General features: G+C 71.0%; 9 protein-coding genes. 6 read left to right on the top strand and 3 right to left on the bottom strand.

Translation table 11 applies throughout. The features are described from left to right. Nucleotides 1–8: 8 nt before the first annotated feature. Nucleotides 9–4,082, bottom strand: a complete 4,074-nt coding sequence (locus OG226_RS32765; RefSeq protein ID WP_443067015.1) for a HAMP domain-containing protein — start codon at nt 4,080–4,082, stop codon at nt 9–11. A 192-nt stretch (nt 4,083–4,274) separates the two neighbouring features. Here OG226_RS32765 and OG226_RS32770 point away from each other — a divergent pair, with 192 nt between their 5' ends. Together OG226_RS32770 and hemW are read left to right on the top strand one after the other, a co-directional pair. Then, entirely contained in the window at nt 4,275–6,170 is a 1,896-nt protein-coding gene (locus tag OG226_RS32770) for a SpoIIE family protein phosphatase (protein ID WP_328683402.1), read from the top strand. A gap of 40 nt (nt 6,171–6,210) precedes the next feature. Then, a complete protein-coding gene (gene hemW / locus OG226_RS32775; protein WP_329350910.1) occupies nt 6,211–7,443 on the top strand; it encodes a radical SAM family heme chaperone HemW in 1,233 nt (410 codons plus the stop codon). A 23-nt stretch (nt 7,444–7,466) separates the two neighbouring features. Here hemW and OG226_RS32780 read toward each other — a convergent pair whose 3' ends face one another. After that, nucleotides 7,467–8,276 carry a DUF3097 domain-containing protein gene (locus OG226_RS32780; protein ID WP_328683404.1) on the bottom strand — a complete coding sequence of 270 codons (810 nt, stop codon included), beginning with the start codon at nt 8,274–8,276 and terminating at the stop codon, nt 7,467–7,469. Nucleotides 8,277–8,310: 34 nt separating this feature from the next. Beyond that, nucleotides 8,311–9,030 (bottom strand): MBL fold metallo-hydrolase, encoded by a 720-nt coding sequence (locus OG226_RS32785; RefSeq protein ID WP_329350911.1) that lies wholly within the window; start codon nt 9,028–9,030, stop codon nt 8,311–8,313. A gap of 173 nt (nt 9,031–9,203) precedes the next feature. Between OG226_RS32785 and hrcA the strand changes: the two genes are divergently transcribed. The 4 genes from hrcA (at nt 9,204) to OG226_RS32805 (ending at nt 13,375) form a co-directional block, all read left to right on the top strand. Then, nucleotides 9,204–10,220 carry a heat-inducible transcriptional repressor HrcA gene (gene hrcA, locus OG226_RS32790; protein ID WP_327404159.1) on the top strand — a complete coding sequence of 339 codons (1,017 nt, stop codon included), beginning with the start codon at nt 9,204–9,206 and terminating at the stop codon, nt 10,218–10,220. Beyond that, nucleotides 10,221–11,354: a molecular chaperone DnaJ gene (dnaJ, locus tag OG226_RS32795; RefSeq protein WP_328683406.1), complete on the top strand. Its 1,134-nt coding sequence runs from the start codon at nt 10,221–10,223 to the stop codon at nt 11,352–11,354. 144 nt (nt 11,355–11,498) lie between these two features. Further along, nucleotides 11,499–12,620 carry a nitronate monooxygenase gene (locus OG226_RS32800; protein ID WP_328683407.1) on the top strand — a complete coding sequence of 374 codons (1,122 nt, stop codon included), beginning with the start codon at nt 11,499–11,501 and terminating at the stop codon, nt 12,618–12,620. Beyond that, nucleotides 12,617–13,375, top strand: a complete 759-nt coding sequence (locus OG226_RS32805; protein WP_328683408.1) for a 16S rRNA (uracil(1498)-N(3))-methyltransferase — start codon at nt 12,617–12,619, stop codon at nt 13,373–13,375. Before OG226_RS32800 ends, OG226_RS32805 begins: the two co-directional genes overlap by 4 nt. The last annotated feature ends 9 nt before the right edge of the window (nt 13,376–13,384 follow it).

The following is a 13,384-nucleotide window of genomic DNA, read 5'->3' on the forward strand; positions in this document are numbered from 1 at the left end:
ACTGTGCCTCACTCAGTCGTCGGCGGTGCCGCCGTCTCCCCTGAAGTACCCGGATCCGCCACCGTGATGTCCTCGGACGCGGCCCCGGCTTCGGCCCCCGCCTCCGCCTCCGGATCCAGCAGCGCGCAGACGACCGTCAGCAACTGGTCGACATCCACCGGCTTCGGTACGTAGTCGTTGGCGCCCCGCGCGATGGACTTCTCCCGGTCGCCCGGCATCGCCTTCGCGGTGAGCGCGACGATGGGCAGCCCGGTCCAGCGCGGGGCGCGGCGGATGGCGGCGATGGTCTCGTACCCGTCCATCTCCGGCATCATGATGTCCATCAGCACGAGTTCGACGTCCGGGTTGCGCTCCAGCGTCTCGATGCCCTCACGCCCGTTCTCCGCGTAGAGCACCGGCATGCCGACCTGGCCCAGCACATGGGTGAGCGCGAAGACGTTGCGGATGTCGTCGTCCACGATCAACACCCGCCGTCCGGGCAGCACTTGACCCGGTCGCCCGGCCTTCCACGCCTCCAGCTTGGTGGGCGTCGGCCATGAGTCGTCCACCTCGGTCGAGGTGAACGACTCGCTGGACAACTGCTCGGGCAGCAGCGGCAGTTCACGGTCCTCGGTGAGCGGCGCGCCGCCCGCCGCGGGCCCGGGGCTGACGACGGGGACGTAGAGAGTGAAGGTGGACCCCCGGCCCGGCTCGCTCTCGGCGACGATACGGCCGCCCAACAGGCCCGCGATCTCACGGCTGATGGACAGCCCGAGCCCCGTGCCGCCGTACTTGCGGTTGGTCGTGCCGTCGGCCTGCTGGAACGCCTCGAAGATCACCGGGAGTTTCTCGGCGGCGATCCCGATCCCGGTGTCGGAGACGGCGAAGACGATGACCTCGTCGCTGACGTCGGAGTAGCGGTGCTCGGGGTCCTTGACCCGGTTGACGCGGAGTTCGACGCGGCCCTTCGCGGTGAACTTGATGGCGTTGGACAGCAGGTTGCGCAGGATCTGCTGGAGCCGCTGCTCGTCCGACCACAGCTCGCGCGGTACGTCGTCGCCGACCGACACCTCGAAGGAGAGCCCCCGGTCCAGGGTGAGCGGGCGGAACGTGGCGTGGACGTAGTCGAGGAGCTTGATGAGCGGGAGCCGCTTCGGGCGTACGTCCATCCGGCCGGCCTCGATCTTCGACAGATCGAGGATGTCGTTGATGAGCTGGAGGAGATCCGAGCCGGAGCGGTGGATCGTGGTCGCGAACTGCACTTCCTGGCCGGAGAGATGACCGTCCGGGTTGTCGGAGAGCAGCCGCGCCAGGATCAGCAGCGAGTTCAGCGGGGTGCGCAGCTCATGGCTCATGTTCGCCAGGAACTCCGATTTGTACTGCGAGGAGGTCGCCAACAGGGCCGCCTTCTCCTCCAGTTCGGCGTTCGAGCGCTGCAACTCGGCCTGCTGCTTCTGGAGTTCGTCCGAGCGCTCCTGCAACTGCGTCGCCAGGCGTTGGGACTGGCCGAGCAGGGACTCCGTGCGGGAGTTGGCGATGATCGTGTTGATCGCGACGCCGATGGTGTTCACGAACTGATCGAAGAACGCGAGGTGGACGTCGGAGAAGCGGGAGAAGGAGGCCAGTTCGATCACGCCGAGGAGCTTGTCCTCGAAGAGGATCGGGATGATGACCACGCTCGCCGGGGCGGCCTCCCCGAGCCCACTGTTGATCTTGATGTAGTCCGGCGGGGCCTCCTCCACCAGGATCCGCTTCTTCTCCCGCGCCGCCTGCCGCACCAGCCCGTGCACCGGCATCCCGCCCGTGTCGACGGTCGCCCCCTGCGCCGCCCCGTACCCGGCGATGAAGGCAAGTCCCTTGGCGGGGATGGCCGTTCGCAGGCTGTCCTCGTCGGGATCGGCCAGGAAGAACGCCCCGTACTGCGCGTTGACCAGCGGGGTCAGCTCGCGCAGGATCAGGTCGGCGACCTCCATCAGGTCCCGGTGCCCCTGCATCAGCGCGGCGAGGCGGGCCAGGTTGGACTCCAGCCAGTCCTTCGCGCGGGTCGTCTCGCGGAGGTTGGCGACCATCAGGTTGATGTTGTTCTTGAGCTCGGTGACCTCGCCCTGGGTCTCCACCGTGATCGAGCGGGACATGTCGCCCTGGGCCACCGCCGAGGCCACCTCGGCGATCGCGCGGACCTGCGTGGTCAGGTTGAGCGCGAGTTCGTTCACGTTCGTCGTCAGGCGCTTCCAGGTGCCGTAGACGCCCTCCACCCGTGCCTGGCCGCCGAGTTGGCCTTCGGAGCCGACCTCGCGGGCCACCCGGGTGACCTCGGAGGAGAAGGAGGAGAGGGTGTCGACCATCGTGTTGATGGTGGTCTTCAGCTCCAGGATCTCGCCGCGCGCGTCCACGTCGATCTTCTTCGACAGGTCGCCCTGCGCCACCGCGGTCGCGACCTGCGCGATGTTCCGCACCTGTGAAGTCAGGTTGTCCGCCATGTAGTTGACGTTGTCCGTCAGGTCGCGCCAGACCCCGGAGACGCCCAACACCTGCGCCCTGCCCCCGAGTCGGCCGTCCGTGCCGACCTCGCGGGCCACCCGGGTCACCTCGTCGGCGAAGGCGCGCAGCTGCTCCACCATCGTGTTGACGGTGTCCTTGAGTTCGAGGATCTCGCCGCGCGCGTCGACGGTGATCTTCTTCGACAGGTCGCCGTTGGCCACGGCGGTGGTGACCTGGGCGATGTTCCGTACCTGTGAAGTCAGGTTCAGGGCCATGAAGTTGACGTTGTCCGTGAGGTCCTTCCAGACCCCGCTGACGCCCCGCACCTGTGCCTGACCGCCGAGGTTCCCCTCCGTGCCGACCTCACGCGCCACGCGCGTCACCTCGTCGGCGAAGGCGGAGAGCTGGTCCACCATCGTGTTGATCGTGGACTTCAGCTCCAGGATCTCGCCCTTGGCCTCCACCGTGATCTTCTTGCCGAGGTCGCCCTGCGCGACGGCGGTGGACACCAGCGCGATGTTCCTGACCTGTGAAGTCAGGTTGTCCGCCATGAAGTTGACGTTGTCGGTCAGGTCCTTCCAGACCCCGGACACGCCCCGCACCTGGGCCCGCCCGCCCAAGTTGCCCTCGGTGCCGACCTCGCGGGCGACGCGCGTCACCTCGTCGGCGAAGGCGGAGAGCTGGTCCACCATCGTGTTGATGGTCGACTTCAGTTCGAGGATCTCGCCCTGCGCGTCGACCGTGATCTTCTGACTCAGGTCGCCGTTCGCCACGGCCGTCGTCACCTGGGCGATGTTGCGGACCTGCGACGTCAGGTTCGAGGCCATGAAGTTGACGTTGTCGGTGAGGTTCTTCCAGACCCCGGACACGCCCCGCACCTGCGCGCGACCGCCCAACTGCCCCTCGGTGCCCACCTCGCGGGCGACGCGCGTCACCTCGTCCGCGAAGGCCGACAGCTGGTCGACCATCGTGTTCACGGTGAGCTTGAGTTCGAGCAGTTCGCCGGTCGCCTCGACGGTGACCGTACGGGTCAGGTCGCCGCGCGCCACGGCCGTCGTCACGAGGGCGATGTCCCGCACCTGCGCGGTCAGCCGGGACGCCATCGTGTTGACCGCCTCGGTCACATCACGCCAACTGCCGGACAGCCGCGTCACCTTGGCCCGCCCGCCGAGTCTGCCCTCGGTGCCGACCTCGCGGGCCACCCGGGTCACCTCGCCGGTGAACAGGGAGAGTTGGTCCACCATCTTGTTCACGGCCCGGCCCAGGTGCCGTAGATCACCGCGCAACTGCCTGCTGCCGTCGTGCAGATCGACCCGCTGGGTCAGGTCGCCGCCCGCCACCGCGTCCAGTACGCGGGTCGCGTTGGCGGCCGGGGCGACGAGGGCGTCGAGAAGCTGGTTGACGTCGTTGACGCGGGAGGTCCAACTGCCCTGGCCGGGGCTGGCCGAGAGGCGTTCGTCGAGGCGGCCGTGGCGCACCAGCTCCCGTTTGACGCGCTGCGTCTCGGAGTTGAAGTGGGTGCTGCGGTCCATGATCTGGTTGAAGGCGGCGGTCAGTTCGGCCACCAGGCCGTGGCCCGTCTCCGGCGCCTTCGTGAAGTCGCCGTCGCGGGCGGCCGTCATCACGGCGAGCAGCGGACGGAGATCGGATGCTCGAATCCAGTCGTCTTTGTGACCGTCTTCGAGCACACGCGTAGCACTGTTCTCACTCATGGCGGCCTACTTCGGTAACTCGGCGCTTATGGCCGCGGTCAGTCTGTCACTCTGTCCGCATCGATCGAGGCGTATTCGTCCGAACTGCTCGGGGAGCTGCGCATGGGGGCCATACCGACGCAACGGGAGACCACTTCGCGTGTCCCCGACGCGCCCGCGCACCACGGCGCGGACCGGCGTACGACGGTGCGCGCCACGCTCTCCGGCAGCCCCCTCGCGCCCGGTTCCGCCCGCGGCCTGGTGCGTGCCGCGCTCCGCGAATGGGCCGAACTCGGCCTGCCCGGCACCGAGAAGCTCACCGACCGGCTGGCCGACGACGCGATGGTCGTCGTCAGCGAACTCGTCACCAACGCCGTCGTGCACGCGGGCACGGACGTCGAGCTGGTGTGCCGGCTTGAGGACACCGACGCGATCGTCGTCGAGGTCGCCGACCACCACCCCTCCCGCGCCCCGCGCGACAACAGCGCCGAACCGGCTTGTGAGACACCGGAGTTCGGCCGCGGCCTGCGTCTCGTCTCCACCCTCGCCGAGGCCTGGGGCGTCACCTACCGCACCGGCGTCAAGACCGTATGGGCCCGGCTGCCCGCCGAAGGCACCCCGGCCGCAGAGGAGTTGGAGACCTGCGCCGGGGAGCGCGGCCTCCGCGTGGCCGAGATCCTCGCCCCCGAACCGCAGCGCGCCGAACGCGACCGGGACTGGCTCGGCCGCGGCGCCCTCTCCTTCCTCGCCGAGGCCTCCGACCTGCTCGCCGGACAGCTCGACGAGGACCTCGTCGCCGCGCTCGCCGGACAGCTGATCGTGCCGAGGCTGGCCGACTGGTGCGCCGTCTGGCTGGAGGACGAGGCGATGGGCCGCGGCGGAGGCTGGGGCGAGGGCGCCGGAGCCGGCGCCGGTCCGCGCCTCGCCCGCGTCTGGCACGGCAGCGAGAACCGCATCGAGGAACTGCGCCGCGCCCTGGAGAAGGACCCGCCCCGCCCGCCGGACTCCCTGCGGCCCGTGTCCTACCCCTGGCCCGCCGACGCGCTGGGCCCGCACGGCACCCACGGCGCGGCACTGTCGTACCGGCTGATCGCGGGCGGCCGTCCGCTCGGCACGCTGGTCATCGGACGGTCCGGGCTGCCCCGCTTCCCCGACGAGGTCACCGGCCTGGTCGAGGACCTCAGCCGCCGCGTCGCGCTCGCGATCGGCGCGGCCCGCCAGTACGCCCGCCAGGCCACCATCAGCCGCGTCCTCCAGCGCGGCCTGCTGCCCGGCGCCGTCGCCGAGATCCCCGGCCTGCAGAGCGCCCTCGTCTACGAACCGTGCGACAAGGGCGGCCCCAGCGGCGACTTCTACGACGTGTTCCCGGCCGGCGACGGCCGCTGGTGCTTCGCCCTCGGCGACGTCCAGGGCAAGGGCCCCGAGGCCGCCGTGGTCATCGGACTCGCGCGCCCCTGGCTACGGCTCCTCGCCCGCGAGGGCTACGGCGTCGCCGACGTCCTGGACCGCCTCAACCAACTCCTCCTCGACGACGCCACCGAGGCCGCCGACGCCGCCGCCCACGCGATGGTGGCGGCGGGCGGCATGCCGGGGCCGGTCGGCGACGGCCCCCGCTTCCTCTCCCTCCTCTACGGCGAGCTGGTCCCCTTCGACGGCGGCGTCCGCTGCACCCTCGCCTCCGCCGGACACCCGCTGCCGCTGCTCCTCGGCCCGGACGGCAGCGTCGGCACGGCAGCCCGCCCGCAGACCCTTCTCGGGGTCGTCGAGGACGTGACGTACACCAGCGAGACCTTCGAACTCCGGCCCGGCGACAGCCTGTTGTGCGTCACGGACGGGGTGACCGAGCGGCGCTCCGGGTCGGTCCAGTTCGACGACGGCGACGGCCTCTCGACCGCGCTGGCGGGGTGCGCGGGCCTGAACGCCGAGCTGATCGCGGAGCGCATCAAACGCCTCGTCCACGAGTTCGGCGGCCGTCCCCCGGAGGACGACATGGCGCTGCTGGTGCTCCAGGCGCAATAGGCGGAGCGGCCGGCCGCACCGGTGCTGGACAATGGAGGACATGCCTTCCGCACTCCCCGACGGCGATCCCGTCCCCGAAGACGGTTCACTGCCCGCACAGGCGCTCGCCGGGGCCGTAGACCGCCCCCTCGGGTTCTATCTGCACGTCCCGTACTGCGCGACCCGCTGCGGCTACTGCGACTTCAACACCTACACGGCGACCGAGCTGCGCGGCACGGGCGGAGTGCTGGCCTCCCGCGACAACTACGCGGACACCCTGATCGACGAGGTCCGGCTGGCCCGCAAGGTCCTCGGCGACGACCCGCGCCCGGTCCGCACGGTCTTCGTCGGCGGCGGCACCCCCACGCTGCTCGCGGCGGGCGATCTCGTACGGATGCTGGGCGCGATCCGCGACGAGTTCGGCCTGGCACCGGACGCCGAGATCAGCACGGAGGCGAACCCGGAGTCGGTGGACCCCGCCTACCTCGCGGCCCTCCGGGACGGCGGCTTCAACCGCGTCTCCTTCGGCATGCAGAGCGCGAAACAGCACGTCCTGAAAGTCCTCGACCGCACCCACACCCCCGGCCGCCCCGAGGCCTGCGTCGCCGAGGCCCGCGCGGCCGGCTTCGACCACGTCAACCTCGACCTGATCTACGGCACCCCCGGCGAGACGGACGACGACTGGCGCGCCTCCCTCGACTCCGCCCTCGGCGCCGGCCCCGACCACGTCAGCGCCTACGCCCTGATCGTCGAGGAGGGCACCCAGCTCGCCCGCCGCATCCGCCGCGGCGAGGTCCCCATGACGGACGACGACGTCCACGCCGACCGCTACCTCATCGCCGACGAGGTGATGTCGGCGGCCGGCTTCGACTGGTACGAGGTGTCCAACTGGGCAACGTCGAATTCCGGCCGTTGTCTCCACAACGAGCTGTACTGGCGAGGCGCCGACTGGTGGGGCGCGGGCCCCGGAGCCCACTCGCACGTGGGCGGCGTCCGCTGGTGGAACGTGAAGCACCCGGGGGCGTACGCGGGGGCGCTGGCCGCGGGCCGCTCCCCGGGCGCCGGCCGGGAGATCCTCTCGGCGGAGGACCGCCGGGTGGAACGCATCCTGCTGGAGCTACGGCTGCGCGAGGGGGCCCCGCTGGACCTGCTCCACGAGGACGGCCTCAAGGCCTCCCGCCGCGCCCTCACGGACGGACTCCTGCAACAGCGGCCCTACGACGAGGGGCGGGCCGTGCTCACCCTGCGCGGCCGACTGCTGGCCGACGCGGTGGTGCGGGACCTGGTCGACTGACCGGATCGACCCGTCAGTACCCGTCAGCCGCCGTCGGGTGCCGTGACGAAGTCGATCAACTCCTCCACCCGCCCCAGCAGTTCCGGTTCCAGATCCTTGTACGACCCCACCTTGGCCAGAATCGCCTGCCACACCGCACCGGTGTTTTCCGGCCAACCCAGGGACCGGCACACGCCCGTCTTCCAGTCCTGACCGTGCGGGACGCGGGGCCACGCGGCGATGCCCACGGAGGACGGTTTCACGGCCTCCCAGATGTCGATGTACGGGTGGCCGACGACCAACGCGTGCTCGCTGGTGACGGACTGGGCGATGCGCCACTCCTTGGTGCCGGGGAGCAGGTGGTCGACCAGGATGCCGAGGCGGGCGTCCGGGCCGGGGGCGAACTCCGCGACGATGGACGGGAGGTCGTCGACGCCCTCCAGGTACTCGACGACCACGCCCTCGATGCGCAGGTCGTCGCCCCACACCCGCTCGACGAGTTCGGCGTCGTGCCGGCCCTCCACGTAGATCCGCCCGGCGCGGGCCACGCGCGCGCGTGCACCGGGGACGGCCACCGAACCGGATGCCGTACGAGTGGGCCGCAGGGGACTGGACACGGGCCTCACCAGGGTGACCACCCGGCCCTCCAGGAGGAAGCCGCGCGGCTCCATCGGGAAGACCCGGTGTTTGCCGAAGCGGTCCTCCAGGGTGACCGTGCCGGCCTCGCAGCGGATCACCGCGCCGCAGAAACCGGTGCCCGGCTCCTCGACCACCAGGCCCGGCTCCGCGGGGACCTCGGGGGCCGGCTTGGGCTTCTTCCACGGCGGGGTCAGGTCGGCGGAGTACTGGCGCATTCGGATGACGATAGGAGAACCGGGCCGACCACCGTCACGACACGCCGAAACGCGTTGCCAACGCGTCCCGTTGGGCCCGCACGAACCCCGCGTCCACCACCGCTCCGTGACCGGGCACGTACAGCGCGTCCTCCCCGCCCAGGGAGAGGAGCCGGTCGAGCGCCGCGGGCCAGAGACCCGGAACCGCGTCCGGGCCCGCCTGGGGTTCGCCGGACTCCTCGACCAGGTCGCCGCAGAACACGACCGGCGGGTCGCCCGGCACCACGACCACGAGATCGTGGGCGGTGTGTCCGCGCATCGCCACCAACCGGACCTCCGGACCGCCGTCCAGTTCGAGCACCGTGGGGCCCCACACGTATTCACTGGGGCACACGAGGAGGTCCGCCGCGTTCTCCGCCGCCCGCGGATCCAACCCGTTGCGCACCGCGTCGGCCCGCAACTCCTCGCCACCGTGCTCGAACAGCTCGCTCAGGCCCCCGGCCACGAGAACCGTCGCCCCGGCAAAGACCGCCGCCCCGAAGACATGATCGAAATGGGCGTGGGTGAGCGCGAGATGGGTCACACGGCGCCCGGCCAGCGCCTGCGCCTGCCCGCGCAACCGCGCGCCCTCCGCCAGGCTCGACCCCGCGTCGATCAACAGCGCCGAGTCCCCGCCGATCACCAGCCCGACCGTGCAGTCCCAGCCAGGCAGCCGGCACCGCCCCACCCCCGCGGCCAGCCGCTCCCACCCCGCCTCTTCCCAAGTCACCGTCATACGGCGACGCTAACGGTGAGGGCACTCAGGGCATGACATCGCAGGACCGGCCTTGCCCGGGGTGTACCTCACGGTCGTACACTGGGCCGGGGAACGCTGGCACTCGCGCGCACAGAGTGCCAGGAAAGGGCAGCCCGGCACCAAGACGGCGACCAGAACTGGAGGTGTGCGCGATGCTCAGCGAACGCAGGCTTCAGGTGCTGCGCGCCATCGTCCAGGACTATGTCGGCACCGAGGAGCCGGTCGGGTCCAAGGCGCTCACCGAGCGGCACAGCCTCGGAGTCTCCCCGGCGACCGTGCGCAACGACATGGCGGCCCTGGAGGACGAGGGCTACATCGCCCAGCCGCACACCAGTGCCGGGCGCATCCCGACGGACAAGGGCTACCGGCTGTTCGTCGACAAGCTCGCCGGCGTCAAGCCGATGACCGGCCCCGAGCGCAAGGCGATCCAGAACTTCCTCGACGGTGCCGTGGACCTCGACGACGTCGTCGGCCGTACGGTACGGCTGCTCGCGCAGCTCACCCGGCAGGTCGCCGTCGTGCAGTACCCCTCGCTGACCCGCTCGACCGTCCGGCACGTGGAGCTGCTCTCGCTGGCCCCCGCGCGCGTGATGCTCGTGCTGATCACCGACACCGGGCGGGTCGAGCAGCGCATGGTCGACTGCCCGGCGCCCTTCGGGGAGAGTTCGCTCGCGGATCTCCGCGCGCGGCTCAACAGCCGGATCGCGGCCCGCCGCTTCGCGGACGTGCCGCTGCTGGTGCAGGACCTGCCGGAGGCCTTCGAGGCCGAGGACCGCGGCACGGTCGCGACGGTGCTCTCCACCCTCCTGGAGACCCTCGTCGAGGAGACCGAGGAGCGGCTGATGATCGGCGGCACCGCCAATCTCACCCGCTTCGGACATGACTTTCCCCTCACCATCCGCCCCATCCTGGAAGCCCTGGAGGAGCAGGTCGTCCTCCTCAAGTTGCTTGGTGAGGCGGGGGATTCGGGCATGACCGTACGGATCGGTCACGAGAACGCCTACGAGGGACTCAACTCCACTTCCGTGGTCTCGGTCGGCTACGGTTCGGGCGGCGAGGCAGTCGCCAAGCTCGGCGTGGTCGGACCGACCCGCATGGATTACCCGGGAACGATGGGAGCGGTACGCGCAGTGGCACGGTACGTCGGACAGATCCTGGCGGAGTCCTAAGTGGCCACGGACTACTACGCCGTTCTCGGCGTGCGTCGCGACGCGTCGCAGGATGAGATCAAGAAGGCCTTCCGTAGGCTCGCGCGCGAGCTGCACCCGGACGTGAATCCGGATCCGAAGACCCAGGAGCGGTTCAAGGAGATCAACGCCGCTTACGAGGTGCTCTCGGACCCGCAGAAGAAGCAGGTCTACGACCTCGGCGGCGACCCCCTCTCGCAGGCGGGCGGCGCGGGCGCGGGCTTCGGAGCCGGTGGCTTCGGGAACTTCTCCGACATCATGGACGCGTTCTTCGGCACGGCGTCGCAGCGCGGACCGCGCTCGCGCACCCGCCGTGGCCAGGACGCCATGATCCGGCTGGAGATCGAGCTCGACGAGGCGGCCTTCGGCACCACGAAGGACATCCAGGTCGACACGGCCGTCGTCTGCAACACCTGCAACGGCGAGGGCGCGGCCCCCGGCACCTCCGCGCAGACCTGTGACATGTGTCGCGGTCGCGGTGAGGTCTCGCAGGTGACCCGGTCCTTCCTGGGCCAGGTCATGACGTCCCGCCCCTGCCCGCAGTGCCAGGGCTTCGGCACGGTCGTGCCGACGCCGTGCCCGGAGTGCGCCGGCGACGGCCGCGTCCGCTCGCGGCGCACGCTCACGGTCAAGATCCCGGCGGGTGTGGACAACGGCACGCGGATCCAGCTCGCGGGCGAGGGCGAGGTCGGCCCCGGCGGCGGCCCCGCCGGTGACCTGTACGTCGAGATCCACGAGCTGCCGCACGCGATGTTCCAGCGCCGCGGCGACGACCTGCACTGCACGGTCACGCTCCCGATGACAGCCGCGTCCCTCGGCACGAAGGTGCCGTTGGAGACGCTGGACGGCATGGAGGAGGTCGACATCCGCCCGGGCACCCAGTCCGGCCAGTCGATCCCGCTGCACACCCGCGGCATCACACATCTGCGCGGCGGCGGCCGGGGCGACCTCATCGTGCACGTCGAGGTCACCACCCCGACCAAGCTGGACGTCGAGCAGGAACGTCTGCTCCGCGAACTGGCGAAACTGCGCGGCGAGGAGCGCCCCATGGGGACGTTCCAGCCGGGTCAGCAGGGGCTGTTCTCGCGCCTCAAGGACGCATTCAACGGTCGCTGAGAGGGTCCGGGGGCTTCCGCCCCCGGACCCTCTCTTCATTCCGAACAGCCTCGTCCCGCATCGCCGAACCGGCTGAAAGCAATGGCATGTGCCAGCGCCAAGGCCGGATTCGGACTTGTTCGGAGGACGTGACAACATGCCGTCATGTCCTCCGCACTGACCGATCTCTTCCCTCATCCGATCGTGCAGGCCCCGATGGCGGGCGGTGTCTCCGTACCGCGCCTCGCGGCCGCCGTGGCCGAGGCCGGCGGGCTGGGATTCCTCGCCGCCGGGTACAAAACGGCCGACGGCATGTACCAGGAGATCAAGCAGTTGCGGAGCCTGACGGCCCGCCCCTTCGGTGTGAACCTCTTCATGCCGCAGCCGGAGTACCCCGGTGCAAGCACCGGCTCCACCGGAGCGGCTGGCGCCGCGTTGCCCTATCGGGCCGCGGTCGACGTCTACGCCCACCAGCTGGCCGGCGAGGCCACGTGGTACGACACGGAACTCGGCGACCCGGACAGCGGCCGTGAGGACGGTTACGACGCCAAGCTGTCCGTCCTGCTCGACAACCCGGTGCCGGTGGCCTCCTTCCACTTCGGCATCCCCACCCCGGAGATACTCGACGCGCTGCGCCGGGCCGGCACCTTCACCCTCGTCACCGTCACCACCGTCGAGGAGGCCCTCGCCGTCGAGCGGGCCGGTGCCGACGCGGTGATCGCGCAGGGCGTCGAGGCCGGCGGCCACCAGGGCACCCACCGCGACCTCCCGGAGAACGACGGCGCCGGCGTCGGCCTGCTCTCCCTCGTCGCCCAGATCCGCGAGACCGTGAACCTCCCGATCGTCGCCGCCGGCGGTCTGATGCGCGGCAGCCAGATCGCCGCGGCCCTCGCGGCGGGCGCGAGCGCGGCCCAGCTCGGCACGGCGTTCCTCGCCACCTCCGAGTCCGGCGCGAACATCCTGCACAAGCAGGCGCTCACCAACCCCCTGTTCACGCGTACCGAGTTGACCCGTGCCTTCTCCGGCCGCCCGGCCCGCGGCCTGGTCAACCGCTTCATGCGCGAGCACGGCCCGTACGCCCCCGCCGCGTACCCGGAGATCCACCACCTGACCTCCCCGCTGCGCAAGAAGGCCGCCGCGTCCGGCGACCCGCAGGGCATGGCCCTGTGGGCCGGACAGGGCCACCGCATGGCCCGCGAGCTGCCCGCCGGCCGGCTGGTCGAGGTCCTGGTCGCCGAACTGGCCTCCGCCCGGACAGCGTTGTCGTCCGGGGGCGACCTCCGATGACCGCGCCGGTGTTCATCCTCGACCCCCTGAAGATCCCGGATTTCAGCGGCGGTGAGATCGTCCTCGACGGCCCCGAGGGGCGGCACGCGGTCTCCGTGCGGCGGATGCGGGCCGGTGAGGACGTCGTCCTCACCGACGGACGCGGCCGGTGGATGGAGGGTGTCGTCAGGGCGGCCGAAGGCAAGGACCGGCTCGTCGTCATGGACCTGGAGTCCGTCAGCGAGGAGCCCGCGCCGCAACCCCGCATCACCGTCGTCCAGGCCCTCCCCAAGGGCGACCGCGGCGAGCTGGCCGTGGAGACGATGACCGAGACCGGCGTCGACGCGATCGTCCCCTGGGCGGCCTCCCGTTGCATCACGCAGTGGAAGGGCGACCGGGGTCTCAAGGCCCTCGCCAAGTGGCGGGCCACCGCACGCGAGGCCGGCAAGCAGTCCCGCCGGCTGCGCTTCCCCGAGGTCGCGGACGCGGCAACGAGCAAACAGGTTGCGGCACTTCTGGCCAAAGCCGACTTCGCCGCCGTCCTCCACGAGGACCGCGACTACGGCAGCGAGCCCCTGGCCACCGCCGAACTCCCCGCCGAGGGCGAGATCGTGCTGGTCGTGGGCCCCGAAGGAGGCGTCTCCCCCGAGGAGTTGGCGCTCTTCGAGGACGCGGGGGCGAAGGCCTACCGGCTCGGGCGTAGCGTGCTGCGTACATCGACGGCCGGGACCGCGGCGACCGCCCTGCTCCTGGGCCGTACCGGACGCTGGTCCTGAACCAGGGGG

Source organism: Streptomyces sp. NBC_01261 (assembly GCF_036226385.1).
GTDB lineage: Bacteria > Actinomycetota > Actinomycetes > Streptomycetales > Streptomycetaceae > Streptomyces.

Coding starts and splice junctions, on each gene's coding strand:
- OG226_RS32805 (WP_328683408.1), top strand. CDS start 12,617: ATGACCGCGCCGGTGTTCATCCTCGACCCCCTGAAGATCCCGGATTTC.
- OG226_RS32785 (WP_329350911.1), bottom strand. CDS start 9,030: ATGACGGTGACTTGGGAAGAGGCGGGGTGGGAGCGGCTGGCCGCGGGG.
- OG226_RS32780 (WP_328683404.1), bottom strand. CDS start 8,276: ATGCGCCAGTACTCCGCCGACCTGACCCCGCCGTGGAAGAAGCCCAAG.
- OG226_RS32765 (WP_443067015.1), bottom strand. CDS start 4,082: ATGACGGCCGCCCGCGACGGCGACTTCACGAAGGCGCCGGAGACGGGC.
- OG226_RS32800 (WP_328683407.1), top strand. CDS start 11,499: ATGTCCTCCGCACTGACCGATCTCTTCCCTCATCCGATCGTGCAGGCC.
- OG226_RS32770 (WP_328683402.1), top strand. CDS start 4,275: ATGGGGGCCATACCGACGCAACGGGAGACCACTTCGCGTGTCCCCGAC.
- hrcA (WP_327404159.1), top strand. CDS start 9,204: ATGCTCAGCGAACGCAGGCTTCAGGTGCTGCGCGCCATCGTCCAGGAC.
- hemW (WP_329350910.1), top strand. CDS start 6,211: ATGCCTTCCGCACTCCCCGACGGCGATCCCGTCCCCGAAGACGGTTCA.